The sequence below is a fragment of the Streptomyces sp. NBC_00457 genome, assembly GCF_036014015.1.
Classification (GTDB): domain Bacteria; phylum Actinomycetota; class Actinomycetes; order Streptomycetales; family Streptomycetaceae; genus Streptomyces.
The window spans coordinates 6,624,673-6,648,896 of the sequence record NZ_CP107905.1 but is presented as its reverse complement, the minus strand read 5'-3'; the positions used below and the strand labels follow the sequence as shown (position 1 = coordinate 6,648,896).

The following is a 24,224-nucleotide window of genomic DNA, read 5'->3' as shown; positions in this document are numbered from 1 at the left end:
CCACCCACGGCCCGCACCCGCAAACGATCCGCGCCCCTCGAGCTGGTAGGCGCCGTCACCCCACAGACCCAAACGCATCGTCCATCTTCTTCGCCGCATCCCCAGCCGCCGCAGCCACACCCTTCTTACCGCTCACGACCTCCTGGAACATCGTCGGCAACACCAGCGCCGCATCGATCTCCGCCCACGCAGGCGACGCGGGAACGAACTTCGTCCCCGCAGCCAGCGTCTGCGCGAACGGCTTCACATACGGCTCCTCCGCAGCCACCTGCTTCCGCACGTCCGCGAAGGTCGGCAAAAACCCCATCGCATCGAACATCGACGCCTGCGTCTTCTTAGAAGCAAGCTGCTCCATCAGCTCGACGGCCAGCGTCCGATGCGAAGTGGACTTCAGCACACCGATGTTGTTGCCCCCGGCGAACGCCGGCGCGATCGACCCGGCCTCGACCCCCGGCAGCGGCACCACCGCGTACTTGCCCTTCACCTTGCCCGCCTCGACGGCCGTGTAGCTGAAGTCGCCGCCGATCGCCATGCCCGCCTTGCCGGCCGCGAACGCGGTGATCGTGTCGTTGCCGCCGAAGCCGGCGCACTTGGCGGCGGGACAGTTGTCGTCGCCGAAGAGGGAGGTGTAGGCCTTGATGCCCTTCTGGGCGGCCGCGCTGTCGATGGCCGAGGCATACGATCCGCCCTTGCCGGTGGCGAGTTCACCGCCGTTGGCCCAGATGAACGGCATCGCGCCGTACGTGTAGGCGCCGCCGACGACCAGGCCGTACAGCTCGGGCTTCGCGGCGCGGATCTCACGGGCCGTGGAGGCCAACTCGGCCATGGTCTTGGGGACTTCCAGGCCCAGCTCGTCGAAGACGTCCGTGCGGTAGTACAGGGCGCGGACGCCGACGTAGAAGGGAGCGCCGTAGACCTTGCCGTCCACCGTGACCGACTGCTTCGCCGTGGGGTCGGTGTCCTTCGCCTCGGTCCAGTCGCCGAACTCCTTCGTGACGTCGAGGAGTCCGCCGTCCTTCACATAGCCGGCCGTGTCGGTGTTGCCGTACTCCATGACGTCGGGAGCGGACTTGGGGTCGTTGAAGGCGGCCTTGACGCGCTGGGCGCGGGTTTCGATCGGGATGTACTCGATCTCGACCTTCGCGCCTTCGTGCTCCTTCTCGAAGGCGGTGACGACGGAGTCGACGACCTTCTCCTTCGGCTGGTTGCCGACCTCCTGGAAGAGCCAGACCCGCAGCGTGCCGGTCTTCTCGTCCTTGTCGGAGGAGGAGTTGTCGGACGTCTGGGGTGCGCAGGCCGTGACGACGAGGCCGGCGAGGAGGAGCGCGGGGAGTCTGCGGGAGAGCTTCATGGAGTGATCCTCCGGAGTGCGTTGCAACATACGCAATGGTGGTTTCGCTCTGCACAACACTCCGGAGGCTAGGGACTGCATGAACACGACCACAAGAGGTCTCAACCACTCTGTGACCAGCAAACGCACCCTGTGCAACGCGCGGACAGCGCAAAGGCCCCCAGGGCACACAAAACGTGCGCTGGGGGCCTTACCTGTGTACGACCGTCCGGAGAGCTACTTGTCGCCCTTGCCCTTGTCGTCGCCGCCGGCGCCCATGGACTCGTAGATCTCCTTGCACATGGGACACACCGGGTACTTCTTCGGGTCGCGGCCCGGTACCCAGACCTTGCCGCACAGCGCCACGACGGGGGTGCCGTCGAGGGCGCTCGCCATGATCTTGTCCTTCTGGACGTAGTGGGCGAAGCGCTCGTGGTCGCCGTCGCCGTGGGACACCTGTGGCGTCGGCTCTACGAGGGTCCCCGTACCAGTCCCGCGCTGCGGCTGGGTCTCAGGCTCAAGAGTGCTCATAGGCCCAAGGGTACTGAAGCTCACATGTCTCAGTTGAGCGATGGGTCGTCCGGATAGGTGGCGACCATCGCGAGCTCGTTGCGCTGGCGGCGCAGGACCTCGCGCCAGAGTCTTTCCGGGGACGGGGAGGACACGTCGCCGGGCTCCGACTCCACGACATACCAGGCACCCTCCACCAGCTCGTCCTCCAGCTGGCCGGGGCCCCAGCCGGCGTAACCGGCGAAGATGCGCAGGGAGCCGAGGGCCGAGGCGAGCAGTTCCGGCGGGGCCTCCAGGTCCACGAGCCCGATCGCGCCGTGCACCCGGCGCCAGCCCAGCGGCACGTACCCGGCCGCGGGCTCGCCCGGGATGACCGCCACGCCGAGGGCCGAGTCCAGCGAAACCGGCCCGCCCTGGAAGACGACACCGGGCTCCCCGGTGAGATCCGCCCAGCCCTCCAGGATGTCGCCCACGTCCACCGGGGTGGGGCGGTTGAGGACGACACCGAGCGAGCCCTTCTCGTCGTGGTCGAGAAGGAGCACCACCGCGCGGTCGAAGTTCGGGTCCGCCAGGGCGGGGGTTGCCACGAGCAACCGCCCTGTGAGCGAGGACACCTCGGTCATGGCAGACATGATCCCGCATCTTCCCTTCGCGCGGGGAGGCAATGGGGGTTCGGGAGTGAATGCAGCTCAGGGCTCACAGGTGCGTCCTGGGCGCACGACTCGGCCGGTGACCCCATGTGCCCGTTTGCGAACGGTTCGTGTTGTGACAGAGCTATGACGGAGCTGGGTGGTACTTGGGCTTACGGAAGGGGGGTCGGCGGCGATTACTCTGTCTGTCCGGCCCTGCCCAACTCATCGGAACGCGAGATACATGACCGTCAACGACGATGTCCTGCTTGTCCACGGCGGAACTCCGCTGGAGGGCGAGATTCGTGTCCGCGGTGCGAAGAACCTCGTACCGAAGGCCATGGTCGCCGCCCTGCTGGGCAGCGCGCCGAGTCGACTGCGCAACGTTCCGGACATCCGTGACGTGCGTGTCGTACGCGGCCTGCTGCAACTGCACGGGGTGACGGTCCGTCCGGGAGAGGAGCCGGGCGAACTGGTCCTTGACCCGTCGCACGTGGAGAGCGCGAATGTCGCCGACATCGATGCCCACGCGGGTTCTTCGCGCATCCCCATCCTGTTCTGCGGTCCGCTGCTGCACCGCCTCGGGCATGCGTTCATCCCCGGTCTCGGCGGCTGCGACATCGGCGGCCGGCCCATCGACTTCCACTTCGAGGTGCTGCGGCAGTTCGGCGCGAAGATCGAGAAGCGGGCGGACGGGCAGTACCTGGAGGCTCCGCAGCGGCTGCGCGGCACCAAGATCCAGCTGCCGTACCCGTCCGTCGGCGCGACCGAGCAGGTGCTGCTGACGGCGGTGCTCGCGGAGGGCGTCACGGAACTCTCCAACGCCGCGGTGGAACCGGAGATCGAGGACCTGATCTGCGTCCTGCAGAAAATGGGCGCCATCATCGCGATGGACACCGACCGCACCATCCGCGTCACCGGCGTCGACAGCCTCGGCGGCTACACCCACGCGGCCCTCCCGGACCGCCTGGAGGCCGCCTCGTGGGCTTCCGCGGCGCTGGCGACCGAAGGCAACATCTACGTCCGCGGCGCCCAGCAGCGCTCGATGATGACGTTCCTCAACACCTACCGGAAGGTGGGCGGTGCCTTCGAGATCGACGACGAGGGCATCCGCTTCTGGCACCCCGGCGGCCAGTTGAAGTCCATCGCGCTCGAAACGGACGTCCACCCGGGCTTCCAGACGGACTGGCAGCAGCCGCTCGTCGTGGCGCTGACGCAGGCGACGGGCCTCTCGATCATCCACGAGACGGTCTACGAGTCACGCCTGGGCTTCACCTCCGCGCTCAACCAGATGGGCGCCCACATCCAGCTCTACCGCGAGTGCCTCGGCGGCTCGAACTGCCGCTTCGGCCAGCGCAACTTCCTCCACTCGGCGGTCGTCAGCGGCCCCGCCAAGCTCCAGGGCGCCGACCTGGTCATCCCCGACCTCCGCGGCGGCTTCTCCTACCTCATCGCGGCACTGGCAGCCCAGGGCACATCCCGCGTCCACGGCATCGACCTCATCAACCGCGGCTACGAGAACTTCATGGAAAAGCTGAGCGAGCTGGGCGCGAAGGTGGAACTGCCGGGCAAGGCGCTCGGGTAGTAGTTCAGTTCGTACGACGATGGGGCGGCCCCTGGTTAAGGGGCCGCCCCATTGGCGTTACTCAGGTGCCGTACACCGGCCGTGGTGTACAGGCGAGGTCACTACTGGCCCTTGGCCGCTTCCTTGAGCTTGGAGCCCGCGGAGACCTTCACGCTGTAGCCGGCCGGGATCTGGATGGGGTCGCCGGTCTGCGGGTTGCGGGCGGTGCGAGCGGCACGGTGGGTGCGCTCGAAGGTCAGGAAGCCGGGGATGGTGACCTTCTCGTCGCCCTTGGCGACGATCTCGCCGACGGTCTCGGCGAACGCGGCCAGAACGGCGTCGGCGTCCTTGCGGGTCACCTCGGCGCGGTCGGCCAGCGCGGCCACCAGCTCACTGCGGTTCATGTTGTTACTCCCGTGTTCTTCTTGCCGTATGAGGCGTGCCACGCGGCGGAGCCGCATATCGGGCACTGCGAAGTCGATGCTGCCAGGGCCCTCGGACATTCCCCGGACCCGGGTCCGTCATCGGACCCCCGCGCCCAGGGAGGCATCCTGCCCCTACCTGCGGCGGGAAAGCCAATCCGGCACCCGTAGGAGTCGTGAGAACACCCTTGGGAGTCACACGAAAAGAGGGCCGAGCCTGGCCGCAACGATAAACGGCGGCCAAAGGCCCTGCGTTCCGCGACGCGCCGGGGCCCGTCGTGGCGATCCTCACAGCAGGCCACACACCGACGAGCCTACGACGCCGTCGCGCCCGCCGCCTTGGCGGCCTCCCGTACGGCGCCCGCCACCGCGCCCGCGACCTTGTCGTTGAAGACGCTGGGCACGATGTAGTTCGGGTTGAGCTCGTCCTCGGTCACCACGTCCGCCAGGGCCTTCGCCGCCGCGAGCATCATCTCGGTGTTGACGGTGCGGGACTGTGCGTCGAGGAGGCCGCGGAAGACGCCCGGGAAGACCAGCACGTTGTTGATCTGGTTCGGGAAGTCGGAGCGGCCGGTGGCCACAACAGCCGCCGTCTGACGGGCGATTGCCGGGTCGACCTCGGGGTCGGGGTTCGCGAGCGCGAACACGATGGCGCCGTCGGCCATGGCGGCCACGTCATCGGCGTCGAGGACGTTCGGGGCGGAGACGCCGATGAAGACGTCGGAGCCGCGCACGGCCTCCTTGAGGGTGCCGGTGACGCCTTCGGGGTTGGTGTTGTCGGCGATCCAGCGCAGCGGCGAGTCGGGGGCGGCGGCCACCAGGTCCTCGCGGCCGGCGTGCACGACACCGTGGATGTCGGCGACGACGGCGTGCTTCACGCCCGCGGCGATGAGCAGCTTCAGGATCGCCGTACCGGCCGCGCCGGCGCCCGACATGACGACGCGTACGTTCTCAACTCCCTTGCCGACCACGCGAAGCGCGTTGGTGAGCGCAGCCAGCACGACGATCGCGGTGCCGTGCTGGTCGTCGTGGAAGACGGGGATGTCGAGGGCCTCGCGCAACCGTGCCTCGATCTCGAAGCAGCGGGGTGCGGAGATGTCCTCGAGGTTGATGCCGGCGAACCCGGGGGCGATCGCCTTGACGATCTCGACGATCGCGTCGGTGTCCTGGGTGTCGAGGCACAGCGGCCAGGCGTCGATGCCGGCGAAGCGTTTGAAGAGGGCCGCCTTGCCCTCCATGACGGGCAGCGCGGCCTTCGGGCCGATGTTGCCGAGGCCCAGCACCGCCGAACCGTCCGTCACGACCGCAACGGAGTTGCGCTTGATGGTGAGGCGGCGGGCGTCCTCGGGATTCTCGGCGATCGCCATGCAGACTCGGGCCACACCCGGCGTGTAGATCATCGAGAGGTCGTCACGGTTGCGGATCGGGTGCTTGGACTGCATCTCGATCTTGCCGCCGAGGTGCATCAGGAACGTACGGTCGGAGACCTTGCCGAGCGTGACGCCCTCGATGGTGCGCAGCTGCTCGACGATCTCGTCGGCGTGTGTCGTGGAGGTCGCCGCGATGGTGACGTCGATGCGGAGCTTCTCATGGCCGGAAGCCGTCACGTCGAGGCCGGTCACCGAGCCTCCGTGGGACTCGACGGCCGTGGTGAGCTGGGAGACCGCGGTACCGCTCGCGGGCACCTCCAGCCGGACCGTCATCGAGTAGGAGACGCTGGGCGCCGTTGCCATGGCCGACTTCCTCTGCTTTCACCGTGTGACGCTGGATGCCGTCCGATCGTCGCACCTACTGCCGGGTAGCTGGTAGCCGCCCCGGATTGCGGACTTTGTGTTCACAGCGGTTCACAGCGAAAGAGGCTCACGTCACAGGGTGACGTGAGCCTCTCGCACATTCAGTGACACCGACCCGCCATGCTCGCCTCGCGGCAAGTGGTCGCTCGTAGCGACGAAGGTTGGGCCCGGGGGCTTGGATCGGGCCGGTGCCACACCCAGGCTAACAAACAGATCCCGTAAGGCCATTCCCGTCGCTCGAGTCCGTCTGGATCAATCCTGGAGGAGGTCCGGAACCCCGTTCGCGTCCGGCTCGTCCCGGTCCCCCGACACCACCGTCAGCTGCTGGGTGGCCCGGGTCAGTGCGACGTACAGCACACGCAGGCCCGCCGGGCTCTCGTCGGCGATCTCCGCGGGTGAGACGACGATCGTCGCGTCGTACTCCAGGCCCTTCGCCTCCAGGCTGCCGAGCGCCACGACCCGGTCGCCGAGGCCGGTGAGCCAGCGGCGGGCCTCCTCGCGCCGGTTCATGGCGACGACGACGCCGACCGTGCCGTCGACGCGGTCGAGCAGCCGGGCGGCCTCCTCGCGGACGGTGCGGCTCAGGGAGTCGCGGACGGCGGTGAAGCGGGGCTCGACGCCGGTGGAGCGGACCGCCCTCGGTGACTGGGAGCCGGGCATGGCCAGCGCCAGCACCTTCGCCGCCAGCTCGGCGATCTCGGCCGGGTTGCGGTAGTTCACGGTGAGCTGGAAGCGGCGGCGCGGGCGGGAGCCGAGGGCCTCGTCGCGGGCCTCGGCCGCCTCCTCGGGGTCGGACCAGGAGGACTGGGCGGGGTCGCCGACGACCGTCCAGGTGGCGTGCCGGCCGCGGCGGCCGACCATGCGCCACTGCATGGGCGTGAGGTCCTGCGCCTCGTCGACGATGACGTGCGCGTACTCGACGCGTTCCTGCGCCAGCCGTTCGGCCCGCTCGCGCTGCGACTCCTCGCGTACGGGCATCAGCTCGTCGAGCCCGGTGAGCTGGTCGAGCGGGTCCAGCTCGCGCTTCCTGCGGGGGCGGGCGGGGGTGCCGAGGATCGCCTGGAGCTCGTCGAGCATGGCGATGTCGTGCACGCTGTGGCCGTTCCGCTTGAGCGAGCGGGCCACCTTGCGGATCTCGCCGGGGTTGAGGATCCGCCGGGCCCAGCGGCCGAGGCGGCGTTCGTCGGCCATGGCGGCCAGGACGTGCTTCGGCGTGAGCTCCGGCCACCAGGCGTCGAGGAAGGCGATGAAGGCGTCCTCGGACGTGATGTCCTCGTCGAACGACGACCGCAGCTCGGCGGCCAGCTCGGGGTCGGTGTGCCGGGTGGCGGCGCCGGACTGCTCCCACAGCGCGTCGAGCAGCAGCTTGCGGGCGCGCGGGCGCAGCAGGTTCACGGGGGCGGTGCCGCTGAGGACGGCGTGGCGGATACGTTCCAGCTCCGCCGCCTCCAGTTCGAGCCGGCGCCCGAAGGCGACCACGCGCAGCCGGGTGGGCGGCGCGGCGGGTGCCCCGTTCTGTCCGGGCGTGGCGTCGTCGCTCCCGTCACTCTCCTCGCCGAAGGCGAGCTGGCCGGGGGCGGGACGACCGGAGGCGGGACGATTGGAGCCGTGACGGCCAGAGGCGGCGGGACCGGAGGCAGCCGGGCCCGCGGCCGCAGGACCGGAGGCGGCGGAGCCGGAGGCGAGGCGGCCCGAGCCGTGGCGGTCGGAGGAGGCAGGACCGGGGGCGGAATGGCCGGAGGCAGCCGGGCCCGCGGCGGTACCCGGGTCGGTCGCGGCACCCGGGTCGGTCGCGGCACCCCGGCCGGTCGCGGCGCCTGCGCCGAACTCCAGCGCCCCCCGCGCCGCCTTCCGCAGCACCTTCAGCATGCGGTACGAGCCCTTGGCGCGGGCCACCGACGGGGAGTCGTACAGCGTGGCCTCGGTGCCGTCGACGAGGGAGCCGATGGCGCGGATGGCGACCTGGCCCTCCTCGCCGAGGGAGGGGAGGACGCCCTCGGTGTACGCGACGAGCAGCGGGGTCGGCGAGACGATGAGGATGCCGCCCGCGTACCGGCGCCGGTCCTGGTAGAGCAGATACGCCGCCCGGTGCAGCGCCACCGCGGTCTTACCGGTGCCGGGGCCGCCCTCGACGTAGGTCACGGAGGCGGCGGGGGCGCGGATGACCAGGTCCTGCTCGGCCTGGATGGAGGCGACGATGTCGCGCATGGTGTGGCTGCGGGCCTGACCGAGCGCGGCCATCAGCGCGCCGTCACCGATCACCGGGAGCTCGTGGCCGTCCAGCGTGGCCTTCAGCTCGGGGCGCATCAGGTCGTCCTCGACACCGAGGACACGGCGGCCCTTGGAGCGGATCACCCGGCGGCGTACCACCCGGCCCGGATCGACCGGGGTGGAGCGGTAGAAAGGCGCGGCGGCCGGGGCGCGCCAGTCGATGACCAGCGGTGCGTAGTCCTGGTCGAGGACGCCGATCCGGCCGATGTGCAGGGTCTCGGCGATGTCGGCCGTGCCGTCGTCGCGCACGGCGCCGTCAGCGGGCTCGACCGCGGTGTACGCGCCGTCGGGTCCCTTCTTGCCGTCCTTGCCGGGCAGCAGGTCGATACGGCCGAAGAGGAAGTCCTCGAACTCGTTGTTCAGGCGGCTGAGGTGGATACCCGCCCGGAAGACCTGCGCATCACGCTCGGCGAGTGCGCCGGGCGTGCCGACCTGGCCGCGCTTGGCGGCGTCGTTCATGAGGAACTCGGCCTCGTGGATCTTCTCCTCGAGCCGCTGGTACACCCGGTCCAGGTGTTCCTGTTCGACGCCGATCTCCCGGTCGCGCGCGGAGTCGTCGCGTACGGAATCCTGGGCGGAGGAGTCGAGCGCGGTTTCCTGCTGAGCCTGAGCGGCCACCGGGCCCCCTTCTGACGTGCTGGGCAGCCGTCAAAGGTACGCGAAGGGGGCCCCGGAAAGCTACGCGTCTACCTCGACAAGCCGCTTGCCTTCGAAGGTCATGACCTCGAAGTGGTCGATCTCGTTCGGTGCGAAGGCGGCGCCGCCGTGGACGTAGAGCGGGTTTCTGGCCTGCTCGGTCTTGGCGTTCTCGATGCCGTAGCCCCAGTTCGGGACCGACCATGAGGTGATCGTCTCACGTTCGCCGTTCTTGCCGACGGCGATGAGCGAGCACTTCAGAGGGCCTTTGACGTTCTTGAGCTCGAGGACCGCGTGGGTGCCCCAGGCCTTCGGCTCCAGGCCGACGCTGGCGCTGACCTTGGTGGTCGGGTCGGTCGCCGAGATCTTGTCGGACATGTGGTCGAAGGCTTCCTTGGCGGGGCTGGCCGCCAAGGTCTCGTTGCCGCCGCTCGTGCCCTCGTCACCGGCCGTGGTCGCCACCGCGGCGACCGGACCGCCGATGATCAGCGCCGCCGCTGCCGCCACCATGTAGAAGGAGCGGCGACGGGTCATGGCGCGTCGCTCGGCGACTTCGTTGACCAGCTTCTCCGCGAGCCGCGGGGAGGGCTTGGCCGACAGCGACTCGCCGATGGCGGGCGTACCGGTGCCGGGCAGGTCCGCGAGGGCTGCCAGCATCGGCTCCATCCCGGCGAGTTCGTCGAGCTGCTGGGCGCACCACTCGCAGCCGGCGAGATGTGCCTCGAAAGCGGTTGCCTCTACGTCGTCGAGAATCCCGAGAGCGTAGGCGCCGACGGTCTCGTGCTCGTTCGGGCCCGGAGATCCCTGCATAGGGCCAGACATACCCGGACCACCCGAGCCGAATCCCTGATGTCCCCCGTACACACTCATCACGCCGTCACCCCCCGCTCCTCCAGAGCCAGCTTCATCGATCGCAGGGCATAGAACACCCGTGAGCGCACCGTGCCACTCGGTATACCCAGCGTCTCGGCCGCCTCATTGACCGTACGCCCCTTGAAGTACGTCTCTACGAGCACCTCCCGGTGGGCGGGGGTCAGGTCGTCGAGCGCGTCCGACAGCGTCATCAACCACAGCGCCTTGTCGATCTCGTCCTCCGCGGGGATGACCTCCAGCGGCGACGGATCGACCTCCTGCGGCCGGGCCTGCCGGCTGCGATGGCCGTCGATGACGATGCGGCGAGCGACCGTCACCAGCCAGGGGCGTACAGATCCGGTCGCTCGATTGAGCTGACCGGCGTTCTTCCAGGCACGGATGAGTGTCTCCTGCACGACGTCCTCGGCGCGCTGCCGGTCTCCGGCGACCAGCCGAAGGACATAAGCGAGCAGAGGTCCGGCGTGCTCTCGGTACAGCGCACGCATCAGCTCCTCATCTGGTTCCGAGGGCTGGGACATGCGATGTCGGGCCCTCGATGCACGTTCATTGGCCACGACGGAATCCTTGCGCACGCCCACCTCCGATGTCCGGGGGTTCCCCCAGTCGGTCGCTCCACAACCGGTACGGAAGCCAACAGCGGTGTGTTCAACGTGACGTGACAGTTTTCTCAGTGGTGACGTGACGAGGGGGGACATGGCCGCACATTCCCCCCGCCTTGTCTTTACATTCCCGCCACATTGGCAAGATCGACGCCTTTGCCGGCGGCATGCGGCAGGGTCACGGAGTGTTGTCGAAATCACTTCGACGGGCGTTTCACATACGGAACTTAACGGGCGCTAGGCGCGGGCGAGTGCCGCGCGGCGGCGGTGCCGGGCCACCCGTTCGCGGTTTCCGCAGACCTCACTGGAGCACCAGCGCCTCCTGCGGCCCCGGGAGGAGTCGACGTACACGATGGGGCAGTTGTCCCCTTCGCACTGCCTGAGACTCGCTCGCGCGACGGGGTCGGTGAGCAGTTCGACGGTGTCCCGGGCGATCGCACCGAGCAGCGCCGAGTACTCCGGCGGGTCCAACTCGCGCACCAGCGTGCCGTCTTCGCGACGCAGGGCGCGGGGGGCCGGGGGCGCGGTGCGGGCGAGTTCGTTGACGCGGGCGAGCGAGCGGTCGTACGGCGGTGTCGTGGGCGACAGCCTGCCGTGCACCAACCGGCCGATGTGGCCGCGCAGTTCACGGAAGCCGACCAGCCAGGAGGCGTCGGCATGGGTGAGCGGAGTGCCCGGCGGGACGAGTCCCGAGCCGGTGATCCAGGCGTGCAGCACCTCTACGGAGTCGAGCTTTTCGCCTGGGTGCGGGGTCGCGGTCGCGAGGAGATCCAGGCAGATGCGCCCGGCGTCGAAACGGAGCTCGTACGCGGACGAGGATGTGTCTGTGACCGTACGACCCATTGCCATGTGCCTGTCACCCACCTGTGCGTTCGGCTGCCGCGCCGTCGTGGCTGGTCGCGCCCACGCGGCGGAGCCGCATATCGATACAGCCCCGCGCCCCTTCGGGGGCGTTGGGGAACCGTTCCTCTTACAGTGCCTTCCCCCTCACGCCGCCGGAACCCCTCGTACCGGGTCGGCGTGGACGGCTGCGTATGCCGACGCGCGTCTGGGGCATGTTCCGTCCACGATGCGGGTCGTTGACTGTGAGGCATGACGCAGAACAGCACTGGCACTGTCACTGGATTCGTACTGGGTGCGGCCACGGTCGCGATGGGGCTGATCGCCGGGGCCTTCTATGTCTTCGCTTGCGGTGTGATGCCGGGGCTCGCCCGCAGTGATGACCGGGCGTATGTCGAGGTCATGCGGAACATGAACGAGGCGATCCAGAACCCCGTGTTCTTCCTGAGCTTCATGGGGGCGCTGCTGCTGGCGGCTGTGTCGGCGTGGCAGCTGCGCGCGGCGCCCTGCCGGACGTGGGTGTGGGCGGGCCTCGCGGCGTACGCCCTCACCTTCCTCGTCACGGTCGTGGTGAACATCCCGCTGAACAACGGCCTCGCAGAGATCGGCACTTCGGCGTCGGTCGCGCGGGAGGAGTTCGAGGACATGTGGGTGGCCTGGAACGTGGTACGGGCGGTGTTGTCTACGCTCGCGCTGGCGTTCCTGGCAAGGGCCCTGGTCGTGTACGGCCGCGGCCGTCAGGCGTCGGCGTACTTGGCGTCGGCGGCCGGGTCGAGGGCGAGCCGGTAGCCGCGTTTGACGACGGTCTGGATGAGTTTGGGCGCCCCGAGTGCCGTACGCAGCCGGGCCATCGCGGTCTCCACGGCGTGCTCGTCGCGGCCGGCGCCGGGCAGCGCACGCAGCAGTTCGGCGCGGGCGACGACCCAGCCGGGCCGCCGGGACAGGGCCCGCAGCAGGGACATCCCGGCGGGCGGTACGGGTTTCAGCTCGCCGTCGACCAGGACCGCGTGGCCCCGGATCTCCACCCGGTGCCCGGCGATCGGCAGGGCCCGCGCGCGGGCCGGCAGCTCCTGGCAGAGCAGCTGGACGAGCGGGCCGAGCCGGAAACGTTCCGGCGAGACCGTGTCCACGCCACGGGCCTGGAGCGGCAGCGCGGTGACCGGGCCGACACAGGCGGGCAGGACGTCGTGGTGCAGGGCGGCGAGCAGTTCGGCCAGCAGACCGCGCTCCTCGGCGCGGGACAGCAGGGACGCGGCGGCGGGCGCGCTGGTGAAGGTGAGCGCGTCCAGGCCGCGTGAGACGGCGGCGTCGAGCAGCCGGTCGACGGGCCCGATGTCCTCCGGCGGCATCCACCGGTACACCGGCACCCCGACGACCTCCGCGCCCGCGGCCCGCAGCGACTCCACGAATCCCGGCAGCGGCTCGCCGTGCAGCTGAATGGCGATACGACGCCCCTCGACCCCTTCCTCCAGGAGCCGGTCGAGCACCTCGGCCATGGACTCGCTGGACGGCGACCAGTGCTCGGTCAGCCCGGCGGCCCGTATCGCGCCCTTGACCTTGGGTCCGCGCGCGAGCAGCTCCACGCCGCGCAGCCGGTCCAGCAGATCCTCGCCGAGGCCCCACCCGTCGGCGGCCTCGATCCAGCCCCGGAAGCCGATCGCGGTCGTCGCGACCGCGATGTCCGGCACGTTCTCGACGATGTCCTTGGTGGCGGCGAGCAGCTCACCGTCGTCGGAGAGCGGCACGATCCGCAGGGCGGGGGCGTGCAGAACGGCGGCACCGCGCCGCTGGAGCAGTGCCCCGAGTTCATCGGCCCGGCGCGCGGCGGTGACACCCACGGTGAACCCGGCGAGGGGTCCGTGTTCCGGTCGCTGCTGTTCCTCGTACATAAAACTCTCGTCCCGCACTCGAGTCGTCGCACCGTATGACCCAGGTGAGGCCACAGGCCCTGCATGAGGCGCTGCCTCACATCAGGCACTACCTCAGATCAGGCGCTACCTCACATGAGGCATTTCGGCTCTTCTGCCTGCATGCCGACCGAGCCTGTCAACGGTGCGTGACAGGCTCGGTTCGACTGGATGTCGCTGGTGTTACGTCACACCTCGGCGTAGCTGAGCTGCGATTTCGCCTCCGATGCGGTGGCGGTGGCCGGAGCCTGCGCGGCCGGGCGGCGAAGGTATACGGCCCAGGTGACCACGAAGCAGACGCCGTAGAAGGCGAGGAAGGCGACGAAGGCGCCGGTGCCGGAGCCCACGCTCAGGAACGACTGCCGGAAGGCGAGGTTGATGCCGAGCCCGCCGAGTGCGCCCACCGCGCCGATGAGTCCCATGGAGGCACCGGAGAGCCGGCGGCCGTAGGAGGCGGCCTCTTCACCGGTCAGGCCCTTGGCCGCGGCCTTGGCCTGGAAGATGCCGGGGATCATCTTGTACGTCGAGCCGTTGCCGAGCCCCGTCAGGATGAACAGCGCGATGAACGCGGTCGTGAACAGGGCCAGCGACTTCGACATCGAGGCGGAGATGATGACCGCGGTCGCGGCGGCCATGCCGACGAAGTTCCACAGGGTGATGCGCGCGCCACCGTACTTGTCGGCGAGCCAGCCGCCGAAGGGCCGGATCAGCGAGCCGAGCAGCGGGCCGATGAAGGTGACGTACGCGGACTCCAGCGGCGTACGCCCGAACTGCGTCTGCAGGACGAGGCCGAAGGCGAAGCTGTAGCCGATGAACGAGCCGAAGGTGCCGATGTAGAGGAAGGACATGATCCAGGTGTGGGGGTCCTTCGCGGCCTCCTTGGCGGCGCCGGTGTCGTTCTTCACGGACGAGATGTTGTCCATGTACAGCGCGGCGAGGACCGCGGCGACGACGATGCAGGGGATGTAGATCCCGAGCAGCACGCGCGGGCCGCCGCTGGCGCCGATGACAGCGAGGCCGACCAGCTGCACGACCGGGACACCGATGTTGCCGCCGCCGGCGTTCAGGCCGAGCGCCCACCCCTTCTTCCTGAGCGGGAAGAAGGCGTTGATGTTGGTCATGCTGGACGCGAAGTTTCCGCCACCGATGCCGGCGAGCATCGCGCACAGCAGGAAGGTGGTGAACGAGGTCCCCGGCTCCATCACGATGAAGGCGGCGATGGTGGGGAGCAGCAGCAGCGAGGCCGAGACGATGGTCCAGTTCCGGCCACCGAAGACCGCGACCGCGAAGGTGTAGGGGACCCGGACGAGCGCGCCGACCAGCGTCGCCATCGACACGATGACGAACTTGTCGGCCGGGGTGAGCCCGTACTCGGGGCCCATGAACAGCACCATCACGGACCACAGGGTCCAGATCGAGAACCCGATGTGCTCGGAGAGTACGGAGAAGACGAGGTTGCGGCGGGCCACCTTCTCTCCGGTCTCGTTCCAGAAGGTCTCGTCCTCGGGATCCCAGTGATCGATCCAACGGCCTCCCCTGCTCTGGGCGGGGGCCTGGCTAGGGGCTGTCATGACGCCTCCACGGTGCTCCGGGGCTCGGGCGGTTCTTTGCGGTGCTGAGCGGTATGAGTCCTGAAGGTAGGGAGGGCGCGTTTCCTGTCTGTGGCGTCGGGTGACCGGAAAGGAACTTTGCTCTCACCCCGGCGAAGGGGCGGATGAGAGGTTGTACGGCGAAACGAACGCGGACGGCCGCCGCCGGTACGCCCCCGGGCTGCCTCGCGTCGTGTCATGGAGCGCAGATCGCGAATGCGCTCGAGACGCCGTAGATCAGCGACCGTTCGCGCCTCGTTCGTCGCCTTCGCCTCCACGGTCGTCGTGCCGGCCTGCCCGATGTCGCCCCAAAATCAGGGCATTCTCTAGCAATTCGGACCTGTTGCACCGTCTGTTCGTATCTCTGTCACGCGCGGGCATGTGACGGATCTGTGATTCCAGCGCATCGAATGTTTTGCGTCAGGCACCTTAGGTTCAGAGTGGTCGGCATCTGTGATCTGTCTGAGGGAGGACATGTGGCCGAGAGTCCGGATTCGGGCAGGCAATTCGACGACTCCGAACTTCTGGAGATGTCCCAGGGAGACCCGGCGCAGGCGAGACTGCTGCGCAAGTCACTGGAGACCCTCGCCGCCGGGCACGGCGGCGATGCCCTGAAGGAGATGGCACAGGAGGTCCTCTCCGGGCGGGCGAGCCTGCGGGACGCCGCGAACGTGTCCGCGTACGCCGACCAGCTGATCGAGCAGGCGGCGCCCATGGCGGAGAAGTGGGCCTCACTCTCCGAGGCGGAGCGCGAGGAACTGGCCGCAGAGGGCAGGCGCGCGATCGCGGCGGAGCAGGAGCAGATCGACGAAGAACGACGCGCGGCGCCCGACGAGCGCGCCGACAAGAAGTCCCGGCATGACGGCCGTGGCTGGTCACTGTACTGACGGGGGCGGGAGCAGACCGTGGGTTTTCGAGTAGAGCCGGACGCGATCCAGGGGTTCTCCACGCTCGTGGGGCGCGGCGCCGAGGGCGCCACGCAGGCCGTCGAGTACACGAGCAACAACGCGAAGATCGACACGATGGTCGGAGGGCAGCTCTGGGATCTTGTCGCGGGCGATCACGACAGTTACGTGGAAGCCGCCAAGAAGGCCCTGGGCAAGGTGCAGAGCGTCCTCACCGCGTCGCAGAAGGAACTGTCCCAATCCGCCAAGTACTACCGCGAGACGGACACGGACGAAGCCGCGAAGATGGACGCCACCTACCCGGGCTCCAAGGGCGGCGGAGGCGCACCGTCCGGCGGCGGCAACGGAAGCGACTTCGCCGACGCGCAGGACGCCGGGGCCACACTCAAGGCACCGGCGGGCGACAGCGACAACCCCCTGGTCAAGTACGCCCAGGGGCACGCCGACGAATACACGATGAACCCGGTGCAGAAGACCCTCGGCACCGTCCTCGACCTGGGCAGCCCCTCCACCGTGGCCGTGGAGGCGGTGAAGCTGCTCTTCGGCGTCGACATCTTCGGCGAGATCAACAACTGGGTTCTGGGCGACTGGAACAAGTACAAGGACTGCGCCGAAGTCTGGGGCAACCTCGGCTCGTTCTGCGACTCGGTGGCCGCGAACCTGAAGAAGGGCACCACGAACGTCGGCGTGACCTGGGAGGGCAACGCCTACGACGCCGCGAAGGTCTACTTCGACGAGTTCAGCAAGAAGCTCGCCGACTTCAAGGAGAGCTTCGACTCCCTGAAGACCTGCTACGACCAGGCGGCACAGATGGTGTTCCAGCTCGCCGAGGTCCTCAAGGCCGGGGTCGTCTTCCTCGCCGACATGGCGATCATCTGGATGGCCAACATGGCCGCGGCCACGGCCGTCAACGCCATCCCGGTCGGCGGGCAGGTGGCGTCCGCCGCCATGTTCGCCCTGGCCGCCGCGCAGGCCGTCATGATCATCGAGAGGTACGCCGCTCTGGTGAAGGCATTCGACGCGACCATGATGGCCATCACCGGGCTCGGGGCGGTGCTGTCCACGGCGATCAACGGCTTCTCGTCGGCCGACGGCTTCCCCGAGGCCAGCTCCGCCGGCTACGACAACCGAGTGGTCGCCTGAGATGCCCTACCCCTCCTCGAGCGAAAACATGGAGCTGTTCCTCACCCGCGCCCGGATGCTGTCCGCGGTGGCCGTCCCCGCATACCTGGCCCTCCTGCTCTTCCTCACCAGCGAGGAGGGCTGGACCTGGAGCTTCCTGGTGCTGTGCGTCCTGCCCCCCGTCGCCGCGGTGGCGGGCTTCGTGGGGAAGCGGGACATCCGGCCGGGGCTGGCGGTGGCGGCGCTGGTCCTGGCGTTCGCGCCACTGCCGCTGATCGGCGGGCTTGAGGCGTTGTTCTAGTTGTACTGCCCAGGGACGTTGGTCAACCTGGTGATGGGGGCTTTGCCGCCGGTCGCGGTGTGGGGGCGGTGGTGATTGTAGTGATGGAGCCAGGCCGGCAGGGCTTTGCGGCGGGCTGATTCGCTGGCGTAGAAGCGTCCCAGGGCCCAGCCGTCGGCGAGCGTGCGGTGGAAGCGTTCGACCTTGCCGTTGGTCTGTGGCCGGTAGGGCCGGGTCTTCTTCGGTGTGATCCCGAGTTCGTGGCAGGTCCGGGACCAGTGGCGGGAGCGGTAGGCCGAGCCGTTGTCGGTGAGGACCCGCTCGATCGTCACCCCACGGACTGCGAACCAGTCGACCGCACCGCGCAGGACGTCGGCTGCGGTGGCGGCCGTCTCGTCATCGCGGATCTCGACGTAGGCGACTCGGGAGTGGTCGTCGACGACGGTGTGGACGAACGCGGTTCCCAACAGCGGTCCGCGGTATTTGTTGCGGGGCCTGTCGGGTGTTGCGGCGCGGTTCCTGCGGCCCTGGACGCGTCCGACATAGCGCCAGCCGCCGCCGTCGGGAACGTTGCCCAGCTTCTTGACGTCGATGTGGAGCATCGCACCGGGATGATCGTGTTCGTAGCGGCGGACCGGCTCGCCGGTGACGCGGTCGATGTGGGACAGCCGGTTGATCCGGCACCGGGTCAAAACCGCGTGGACGGTCGAGGCGGGCATGCTCAGCCGCCCGGCGATCTGGACCGGGCCCAGCCGTTGCTTCCAGCGCAGATGCACGATCTTGCGGACCTGGGGCTGCGGGGTTCGGGCCGGGCTGCGGTGAGGCCGTGAGGACCGGTCGAGCATGGCGGCCGGCCCGGACTCGGCGTAACGGTCGGCCCACCGTTTGGCGGTGGGCCAGGACACGTCGTAGCGCTCGGCTGCACGGGCGACCGGCCAGCCGTCATCGACAATCAGACGCGCCAGGCGCAGCCGGGCACGAGGCGTCAAAGCAGCGTTAGCGTGAGACACGAGGCCTCCTGGTTGGCGGAGCGGTTCCTCGACAGCTTCACTCCACAACCGGAGGCCTTCACCCGTCACCCGATTCAGACGGTGTCAGAGCACAAACTCGACCAACCTGCCTGGGCAGTACATCTAGTACCGCGAGGCCACGCTGGGCCGCGGGGGCGTCGGCCTTGTCGTGGTTGAGGGCGTAGCCGCTGGTGTGGGGCACCGCGGTCGGTCGGTCCTACCACCTGGTGGGCGCAGCGCCTCACGCCCGATGCGCCGCGCCCCTGCCCCCGCCACGCTTGGAACCATCCGGCCACAACCTCGGCTTCCGCTTCGCGGCGATGTCCTCGATCCAGCCCACCCCCACGATCGCCAGTCCGATCAGTGGCCACACCAGCAGGAACATCCACAGCATGTACGTCGCGTCGAGCGCCGCCGTCGCGCTCTCGCCCTGCATGAACGGCAGCTCGTACGCGCGGTCGATGATGGGGACCGTGGCCATGATGAGCATGTTGTGCCAGAGGTAGATCGTGACGGCGCGGTTGTTGGACAGGGTCACGAGCTTGTCCCACCTGGCGAGGCGGCCGGGGAGTTCCTGCCAGGACGGGGAGTAGACGAGGAGGATGACGACGAAGCCGAAGGACCAGGTGGCCTGGGCCAGGGGGATGTCGTTCAAGTCCCAGCCGTCGGGGCCCAAGTGGCCGGATGCCCACCACAGGCCGAAGGCCATCAGCAGCGTCGAGCAGGAGACGGACATGTAGCGCGGGATTTTTGCCAGCAGGCCCTCGTGGTGGGCGATGCCGAGGACCCAGCAGCCGCCGTAGACCGCGAAGTCGGTGACCGCGTTGCCCGTTTCGCCGGGGATGGTGACAAGTCCCGTGCCCACTACGGCCGTCAGGCCGAGCGGGGCGAGCAGGGTCGGCCAGGGTGCCCTGCGGAATGCCCACAGCAGCAGGGGCGACGCCACCACGAACCACAGATACGCCCGCAGGTACCACAGCGGACCCGCCGTCTGCACCGCCCAGGTGTCCTCCACCAGGCCCGTCGGGGAGCCGATCTGCCATGGGAAGGGCGGAGCGCCGATCGGGACGATGTAGTTGACCAGCTTGAGGAGGGTCCAGACGGGGCCCTCGTCCGAGCCCTTCGCCGGGTTCCAGCCGTCCGCGAACATCAGGACCAGGATCACCGCGCTGAACGCCCAGAGCGGAGGCAGAAGGCGCCGGATGCGGCCCTTGATCACGCCCCGTGCCGGACGGTTCAGCGAGCGGGCCATCAGGGAGCCCGCCAGCGCGAACATCACGCCCATGGAGGGGAACAGGACGGTCAGCCAGGCCCAGCCGAACAGGTGGTACACGACCACGCGGACCAGGGCTATGGAGCGGAGGAGGTCCAGGTAGCGGTCCCGGCCGGGTCTCGCGGCAGGGGGTGCCGGCTGCTCCGCCGTCCGCTGCTGCGGAATGCCGTACGACGTGCTCACACCCGTCGTCGTCGGCTCGTATGCCTGCGTCATCCCACCGGCCTCCGATCGGCCCCGTCCTGAGGCGCCCGCGGCCTCGGCATCGCGCCGCCCGGAGCTTCGACGACCCCGGTGCGGCGCAGCTTCTGCCAGCGCAGGCGGCCGCCGGTCAGGGCGGTGATCCAAGACTGGAGCAGGACGACGTACATGAGCTGCCGGTAGAGGATCTGCTGGAGGGGCAGGGTGATGAGGTGGGTCATGCGTTCGCGGTCGAGGCGGAAGGCGTACGCCGCGCAGACCGCCTGGATCGCCAAGACGCCCAGCCAGGCGCCGATGGTCTTCGTCGTCGGGCCGAAGATGATGCCGTAGAGGAGGAAGACGTCGATCAAGGGGGCCAGGAGCGGGGCCAGGACCATGAACAGGGACACCAAGGGCAGGCCGACGCGGCCGAAGCGGCCCGACGGGCCCCGTTCCACCAGCGCCCTGCGGTGCTTCCAGATCGCCTGCATGGTGCCGTACGACCAGCGGTAGCGCTGGGACCAGAGCTGCTGGACCGTCTCCGGGGCCTCGGTCCAGGCGCGCGCGTTCTCGGCGTAGGCGACCCGCCAGCCGTCGCGGTGCATCGCCATGGTGATGTCGGTGTCCTCGGCGAGCGTGTCGTCGCTCATGCCGCCGACGCGTTCGAGGGCGCTGCGCCGGAACGCTCCCACCGCGCCCGGGATCGTCGGCATGCAGCGCAGGATGTCGTACATACGGCGGTCGAGGTTGAAGCCCATCACGTACTCGATGTGCTGCCAGGCGCCGATCAGGGAGTCGCGGTTGCCGACCTTCGCGTTGCCCGCGACCGCGCCCACGCTCGGGTCGCCGAAGGGCTGGACGAGTTCGCGGACCGTGGCCGGTTCGAAGACCGTGTCGCCGTCCATCATCACGACGATGTCGTGACGGGCGTTCGCGAGACCCCGGTTGAGGGCGGCCGGCTTGCCCGCGTTGAGCTGGCGGACCACCCGGACGTTCGGCAGGCCCATCGCCTCGACGATGCGGGCGGTGCCGTCGCTGGAGCCGTCGTCGACGACCACGACCTCAATGGGATGCTCACTGGCCATCAGTGAACGGACGGTGTTCTCGATGCACTTGGCCTCGTTGTACGCCGGCACCAGCACCGACACCGGTTCGGTGACCGGCGGTCCCCAGCTGAAGTCGCGGCGGCGCACCCGGCGGGCGTGGATGCCGGAGAGGAGCAGCATCAGGACGAAGCGGCTGATGACCAGGAAGCCGATCACCGCGAGACCCACGACGAGTACGTCCGTGATCCGCTCCGAGGCCTGGACCAGGAAGACCCATGCCTTGCCCTTCCAACGGTCGAGGCCGGTGACCTGGGTGTGCGCGCTGGGCGCGTCGAGGGCCTCGGTGAGGTTGTCGAACTCGTAGCCCCGCGCCTTGAGATCGGGCAGGAGCCGGTCGAGCGCCGCGACGGTCTGGCTGCGGTCGCCGCCGGAGTCGTGCATCAGGACGATCGCGCCCTTGCCGTCCTGCGGCGTCGCGCGGCGGATGATCTCGTCGACGCCGGGCCGCTGCCAGTCCTCGCTGTCGGTGTTGTTGACGACGGTGATGTAGCCGCGGGCGCCGATGTAGTCGGTGACCGGCCAGGACTTGTTGTCCATCGCGTCGGCGAAGGAGGAGTACGGCGGCCGGAAGAGGGAGGTGCGGATGCCTGCCGCGCCGCTGATCGCGAGCTGGTTCTGGGACAGCTCCCAGTCGATGCGCTGCTTCGACTGGTAGGAGAGGTCGGGGTGGTTGAAGGTGTGCAGGCCCACCTCGTGGCCCTCCGCCACCATGCGCTTGACGAGGTCGGGGTAGCGCGAGGTCATCGTGCCGGTGACGAAGAAGACCGCGTGGGCCTTGTGCTCCTTCAGCACGTCCAGGACCCTCGGGGTCCAGACCGGGTCCGGGCCGTCGTCGAAGGTGAGGACGAGACGGCGGTCGGGGACGCGCAGGCTGGTGGTGCGACCGCTGCGGGTGTCGATGACCGGGCCGCCCTTGAGGATCTGCTCCGGCACCCGGTCGGTGGCGGCGGGCGGCTGGACGCGGTGGTCGGCGAGGATCTCGCTGTGGACATACCCGCGCAGCATCAGCATCGCCATCAGCGCGACGAGGACGAGCGAGGGGAGCAGCAGGCGCATGGGCAGGCGGCGGCGCCGGGAGCCGTCACGGGCTCCGGTTGCGGGCCCGGGACGGCGGGTGCGGGATGCCATCAGGTGATGTTCTCCGGGGACGAGGGTGGAGCGGAGGTGCCGCCCGGCTCCTGGGCGACGGGGTTCGGGTCGCTCGCGCCGTCGGCCACCGCACCGGGGGCGTCGACGGTCGCGGAGGCACTGGCCGAGGGGGAGGGCTCGCCGCCGCCGGTCGGGCTCGGGTCGGGCGATGCGGAGGCCGACGGGTCGTCGGACGGCTCCGGGTCGGCGGGGTCGTCGGACGGACCGGTGCCCGGGTTCGGGGCCGTCCGGGTCGCCGAGGGCTCGGGGTCGGTGGACGTGCCGGGGTCCACGACGCCGGCGGAGGCGCCGGGCGCGGTGGCGGAGGCGCCGATGGAAGGCGTCACGTCGGCTCCCGGGGACTCGGTCACGCCGGGTGAGAGGAGACCGGTGCCGGTGGGTTGCGCCGACTGGGCGGGGAGCGGCGGGGAGTCGACCTTGCCGGCCGGCTGCTCGTCCTTCTGGCCCGGTACGGGGAGCCAGGGCGCTTCGGAGTTGCCGGACATCAGGGTGGCCAGGATGACCACGGCGTAGACCGCGCAGGCGATGCCCACGGCCATGCCGATCCGGCGGTACCTGCGGCTGCGGCGGCCCGACTCGTCGACGAACACCGGTCCGTCCGAAGCGGGGGACGTGGAAGAGGAGCCGCCCGCGCCGGACGGTCCGCCCTTCGCCGCGTGCAGCCGCAGGTTGTCGAGCTGCAGCCCTATGCCGTCGAGCTGGACCGTCACCTCGTGCGGGTCATGGGTGTGCCCGTCCGTCTCGCCGGACTCGGCCCACGGGTCGCGCGGGGGCACGGTCCCGGAAGCGGGCGACTGAAGCGCTCTCTTGCGGATGGGCGGAAGCACCTCGGTCTCGTCGGCCGGGACAGCGGATGACGTCGAAGGACCGGACGAACCGGAGGAAACTGAGGAGCCGGAGGAACCCGAAGGACCGGAGGCACCGAAGAAACCGGTAGAACCCGAGGGGCCCGAAGTACCCGAGGAACCGGAAGAACCCCGTCCGTCCCCCATGGTCACCGACAACTCCCGAGTCCCGGAAGCCGCATCGGGCCACTCCGGTTGGGCGTCTTCCCGCCAATTTTTCACGCGCACGCACATCCCCCCACGGACCGTTCTGGGCGCGCACGACTCCGAGCACCAGTCGACCGAACCGGGCCCCCACCCGCTCCGAGCGCCCCCCTTACCACACCGTGCTCAGGGCATGAATGTAGCGCACCGAGGAGGATCCATGTTCGGCAGGTGTCAGAAATGCGTACTTACTGTGTCCACGTCAATGGCTGGAATCCATCCCCCGACGGGTCTCACCAGCCACCCCTCCTCGCCGGCCAGCTGAGCCGCGGCCCGTCGAAGTGCGTCGAATCCGGGGTGCACCAGCCCCTTTCGCCACACCAAACTGACGAGCGAGAGGGGAACAGGGTCCACAAGGGGCCGTACTACCGTCGAAGGCATGGCCGGAAAATCCACCACGGCGAGGATCGGGTTACGCATCTTGGCCATGATCCGCTGGAACTCCTCGTCACCCACCGCAAGCGGAGCGGGCGCGGCGACCTGGATGCCGCGCCCCTCGAAAAGCCGGCGGGCAAGATCGGTCCACTCCGGTGTCCGTGGATTTCCGGCGCCCGCGTACACGGTCTCGCCCGCAAGCGCTTCGAGTGGCACTGTCTCATTTCCGGCCAACCGGTGGTCCTCGGGCAGAACGACCGCCATCGGCTCGTACCGCACCGGCTGATGGTCGAGCTGGGCCCGCAGCGCCGGGTCCAGCCCCGCGTACCGCCCGAACGACGCGTCCAGCCGGCCCGCGATCAACTCCCCCGCCGCGCCGGTCAGCCCGCTCTCGAAGCGGGCCATCAGCTCCTGCTCGGGGGCGAGTTCCCGCGCCCGGTGCAGCACTCGGCGGCCGGTGACGAGACCCGGCGAGTTCAGGTCCACCAGTAGCGGCCTGGCCTGCCCGAACGCCGACAGCAGCGCCTCCTGCGCCGCCAGCACCCGACGCGCGTACGGCACCAGCCGCTCACCGTCGGCCGTCAGCGTCACCTGGCGCGTGGTCCGTACGAACAGTTCGGCGCCCAACTCCCGCTCCAGGCGACGTACATCACGACTGAGCGCCTGCTGGGCGACGTAGAGCCGGGCCGCGGCGCGGGTGAAGTGCAGCTCCTCGGCGACGGTGAGGAAAGCACGCAGCAAGCGGGGGTCGAGGTGAGCGGGCATGACGGGAACTTACAACGCAGGTGCGTGAATCGGCCCGCAGAAGGTGT

21 protein-coding genes are annotated in these 24,224 nt (G+C 69.3%); 5 read left to right on the top strand and 16 right to left on the bottom strand.

The window, feature by feature from the left end; translation table 11 throughout:
* Positions 1-55: 55 nt before the first annotated feature.
* The 3 genes from OG828_RS30320 to OG828_RS30310 all read right to left on the bottom strand — a co-directional run bounded on the left by OG828_RS30320 (position 56) and on the right by OG828_RS30310 (position 2,463).
* Positions 56-1,351 carry an extracellular solute-binding protein gene (locus tag OG828_RS30320; protein WP_328502907.1) on the bottom strand — a complete coding sequence of 432 codons (1,296 nt, stop codon included), beginning with the start codon at positions 1,349-1,351 and terminating at the stop codon, positions 56-58.
* Positions 1,352-1,567: 216 nt separating this feature from the next.
* Complete coding sequence (locus OG828_RS30315; protein WP_328502906.1) at positions 1,568-1,861, bottom strand: DUF3039 domain-containing protein; 294 nt, start codon at positions 1,859-1,861, stop codon at positions 1,568-1,570.
* Positions 1,862-1,890: 29 nt separating this feature from the next.
* Positions 1,891-2,463: a YqgE/AlgH family protein gene (locus OG828_RS30310; RefSeq protein ID WP_210580236.1), complete on the bottom strand. Its 573-nt coding sequence runs from the start codon at positions 2,461-2,463 to the stop codon at positions 1,891-1,893.
* Between the two features lie 250 nt (positions 2,464-2,713).
* Here OG828_RS30310 and murA point away from each other — a divergent pair, with 250 nt between their 5' ends.
* Positions 2,714-4,054 carry a UDP-N-acetylglucosamine 1-carboxyvinyltransferase gene (gene murA / locus OG828_RS30305; RefSeq protein ID WP_328363662.1) on the top strand — a complete coding sequence of 447 codons (1,341 nt, stop codon included), beginning with the start codon at positions 2,714-2,716 and terminating at the stop codon, positions 4,052-4,054.
* 101 nt (positions 4,055-4,155) lie between these two features.
* Here the strand turns inward: murA and OG828_RS30300 are convergent, their stop codons facing one another.
* The 6 genes from OG828_RS30300 to OG828_RS30275 form a co-directional block, all read right to left on the bottom strand.
* The gene (locus OG828_RS30300) at positions 4,156-4,437 is read right to left on the bottom strand and encodes an HU family DNA-binding protein (RefSeq protein ID WP_054220032.1); all 282 of its coding nucleotides are present in this window, start codon (positions 4,435-4,437) and stop codon (positions 4,156-4,158) included.
* 332 nt (positions 4,438-4,769) lie between these two features.
* Positions 4,770-6,188 (bottom strand): NAD-dependent malic enzyme, encoded by a 1,419-nt coding sequence (locus OG828_RS30295; RefSeq protein ID WP_210580025.1) that lies wholly within the window; start codon positions 6,186-6,188, stop codon positions 4,770-4,772.
* Positions 6,189-6,500: 312 nt separating this feature from the next.
* Positions 6,501-9,137, bottom strand: a complete 2,637-nt coding sequence (locus OG828_RS30290) for a HelD family protein (RefSeq protein ID WP_443062445.1) — start codon at positions 9,135-9,137, stop codon at positions 6,501-6,503.
* 60 nt (positions 9,138-9,197) lie between these two features.
* On the bottom strand, positions 9,198-10,025 hold the full coding sequence (locus OG828_RS30285; protein WP_328363654.1) for an anti-sigma factor family protein: 828 nt from the start codon (positions 10,023-10,025) through the stop codon (positions 9,198-9,200).
* Positions 10,025-10,546 carry a sigma-70 family RNA polymerase sigma factor gene (locus OG828_RS30280; protein WP_010039908.1) on the bottom strand — a complete coding sequence of 174 codons (522 nt, stop codon included), beginning with the start codon at positions 10,544-10,546 and terminating at the stop codon, positions 10,025-10,027. The genes OG828_RS30285 and OG828_RS30280 overlap by 1 nt, the downstream gene beginning before the upstream one ends.
* A gap of 318 nt (positions 10,547-10,864) precedes the next feature.
* Complete coding sequence (locus tag OG828_RS30275; RefSeq protein ID WP_328440347.1) at positions 10,865-11,476, bottom strand: CGNR zinc finger domain-containing protein; 612 nt, start codon at positions 11,474-11,476, stop codon at positions 10,865-10,867.
* Between the two features lie 243 nt (positions 11,477-11,719).
* On the opposite strand from OG828_RS30275, the gene OG828_RS30270 reads away from it, so the two are divergent.
* Positions 11,720-12,256 carry an anthrone oxygenase family protein gene (locus tag OG828_RS30270; protein ID WP_328502905.1) on the top strand — a complete coding sequence of 179 codons (537 nt, stop codon included), beginning with the start codon at positions 11,720-11,722 and terminating at the stop codon, positions 12,254-12,256.
* Here OG828_RS30270 and OG828_RS30265 read toward each other — a convergent pair.
* On the bottom strand, positions 12,205-13,356 hold the full coding sequence (locus tag OG828_RS30265) for a uroporphyrinogen-III synthase (protein ID WP_210580047.1): 1,152 nt from the start codon (positions 13,354-13,356) through the stop codon (positions 12,205-12,207). The genes OG828_RS30270 and OG828_RS30265 overlap by 52 nt on opposite strands.
* Before the next feature lie 206 nt (positions 13,357-13,562).
* On the bottom strand, positions 13,563-14,945 hold the full coding sequence (locus OG828_RS30260; RefSeq protein WP_328502904.1) for a nitrate/nitrite transporter: 1,383 nt from the start codon (positions 14,943-14,945) through the stop codon (positions 13,563-13,565).
* A gap of 494 nt (positions 14,946-15,439) precedes the next feature.
* Here OG828_RS30260 and OG828_RS30255 point away from each other — a divergent pair, with 494 nt between their 5' ends.
* From OG828_RS30255 to OG828_RS30245, 3 genes are read left to right on the top strand one after another with little or no spacing between them, the layout of a single operon-like run.
* A complete protein-coding gene (locus OG828_RS30255) occupies positions 15,440-15,850 on the top strand; it encodes a hypothetical protein (RefSeq protein ID WP_210580054.1) in 411 nt (136 codons plus the stop codon).
* A gap of 18 nt (positions 15,851-15,868) precedes the next feature.
* A complete protein-coding gene (locus OG828_RS30250) occupies positions 15,869-17,011 on the top strand; it encodes a type VII secretion target (protein WP_328363636.1) in 1,143 nt (380 codons plus the stop codon).
* A 1-nt stretch (position 17,012) separates the two neighbouring features.
* Complete coding sequence (locus tag OG828_RS30245) at positions 17,013-17,291, top strand: hypothetical protein (protein ID WP_328502903.1); 279 nt, start codon at positions 17,013-17,015, stop codon at positions 17,289-17,291.
* Here OG828_RS30245 and OG828_RS30240 read toward each other — a convergent pair.
* From OG828_RS30240 to OG828_RS30220, 5 genes are all read right to left on the bottom strand, one after another.
* Positions 17,288-18,280: an IS481 family transposase gene (locus tag OG828_RS30240; RefSeq protein WP_328502902.1), complete on the bottom strand. Its 993-nt coding sequence runs from the start codon at positions 18,278-18,280 to the stop codon at positions 17,288-17,290. The genes OG828_RS30245 and OG828_RS30240 overlap by 4 nt on opposite strands.
* A 241-nt stretch (positions 18,281-18,521) precedes the next feature.
* Positions 18,522-19,769, bottom strand: coding sequence for an acyltransferase family protein (locus OG828_RS30235; RefSeq protein ID WP_328502901.1), 1,248 nt, complete (start codon positions 19,767-19,769; stop codon positions 18,522-18,524).
* The gene (locus OG828_RS30230; protein ID WP_328502900.1) at positions 19,766-21,967 is read right to left on the bottom strand and encodes a glycosyltransferase; all 2,202 of its coding nucleotides are present in this window, start codon (positions 21,965-21,967) and stop codon (positions 19,766-19,768) included. The genes OG828_RS30235 and OG828_RS30230 overlap by 4 nt, the downstream gene beginning before the upstream one ends.
* Complete coding sequence (locus OG828_RS30225) at positions 21,967-22,764, bottom strand: hypothetical protein (protein ID WP_328502899.1); 798 nt, start codon at positions 22,762-22,764, stop codon at positions 21,967-21,969. The genes OG828_RS30230 and OG828_RS30225 overlap by 1 nt, the downstream gene beginning before the upstream one ends.
* Before the next feature lie 447 nt (positions 22,765-23,211).
* Positions 23,212-24,177: a LysR family transcriptional regulator gene (locus OG828_RS30220; protein ID WP_328502898.1), complete on the bottom strand. Its 966-nt coding sequence runs from the start codon at positions 24,175-24,177 to the stop codon at positions 23,212-23,214.
* Positions 24,178-24,224 lie beyond the last annotated feature (47 nt).

What these genes read in the sequence shown, in the direction of transcription:
- OG828_RS30270 (WP_328502905.1), top strand. Translation starts at nt 11,720, where the DNA reads ATGACGCAGAACAGCACTGGCACTGTCACTGGATTCGTACTGGGTGCG.
- OG828_RS30230 (WP_328502900.1), bottom strand. Translation starts at nt 21,967, where the DNA reads ATGGCATCCCGCACCCGCCGTCCCGGGCCCGCAACCGGAGCCCGTGAC.
- OG828_RS30320 (WP_328502907.1), bottom strand. Translation starts at nt 1,351, where the DNA reads ATGAAGCTCTCCCGCAGACTCCCCGCGCTCCTCCTCGCCGGCCTCGTC.
- OG828_RS30245 (WP_328502903.1), top strand. Translation starts at nt 17,013, where the DNA reads ATGCCCTACCCCTCCTCGAGCGAAAACATGGAGCTGTTCCTCACCCGC.
- OG828_RS30310 (WP_210580236.1), bottom strand. Translation starts at nt 2,463, where the DNA reads ATGACCGAGGTGTCCTCGCTCACAGGGCGGTTGCTCGTGGCAACCCCC.
- OG828_RS30315 (WP_328502906.1), bottom strand. Translation starts at nt 1,861, where the DNA reads ATGAGCACTCTTGAGCCTGAGACCCAGCCGCAGCGCGGGACTGGTACG.
- OG828_RS30295 (WP_210580025.1), bottom strand. Translation starts at nt 6,188, where the DNA reads ATGGCAACGGCGCCCAGCGTCTCCTACTCGATGACGGTCCGGCTGGAG.
- OG828_RS30265 (WP_210580047.1), bottom strand. Translation starts at nt 13,356, where the DNA reads ATGTACGAGGAACAGCAGCGACCGGAACACGGACCCCTCGCCGGGTTC.
- OG828_RS30275 (WP_328440347.1), bottom strand. Translation starts at nt 11,476, where the DNA reads ATGGCAATGGGTCGTACGGTCACAGACACATCCTCGTCCGCGTACGAG.
- murA (WP_328363662.1), top strand. Translation starts at nt 2,714, where the DNA reads ATGACCGTCAACGACGATGTCCTGCTTGTCCACGGCGGAACTCCGCTG.
- OG828_RS30285 (WP_328363654.1), bottom strand. Translation starts at nt 10,025, where the DNA reads ATGAGTGTGTACGGGGGACATCAGGGATTCGGCTCGGGTGGTCCGGGT.
- OG828_RS30235 (WP_328502901.1), bottom strand. Translation starts at nt 19,769, where the DNA reads ATGACGCAGGCATACGAGCCGACGACGACGGGTGTGAGCACGTCGTAC.
- OG828_RS30300 (WP_054220032.1), bottom strand. Translation starts at nt 4,437, where the DNA reads ATGAACCGCAGTGAGCTGGTGGCCGCGCTGGCCGACCGCGCCGAGGTG.
- OG828_RS30280 (WP_010039908.1), bottom strand. Translation starts at nt 10,546, where the DNA reads ATGTCCCAGCCCTCGGAACCAGATGAGGAGCTGATGCGTGCGCTGTAC.
- OG828_RS30220 (WP_328502898.1), bottom strand. Translation starts at nt 24,177, where the DNA reads ATGCCCGCTCACCTCGACCCCCGCTTGCTGCGTGCTTTCCTCACCGTC.
- OG828_RS30260 (WP_328502904.1), bottom strand. Translation starts at nt 14,945, where the DNA reads ATGACAGCCCCTAGCCAGGCCCCCGCCCAGAGCAGGGGAGGCCGTTGG.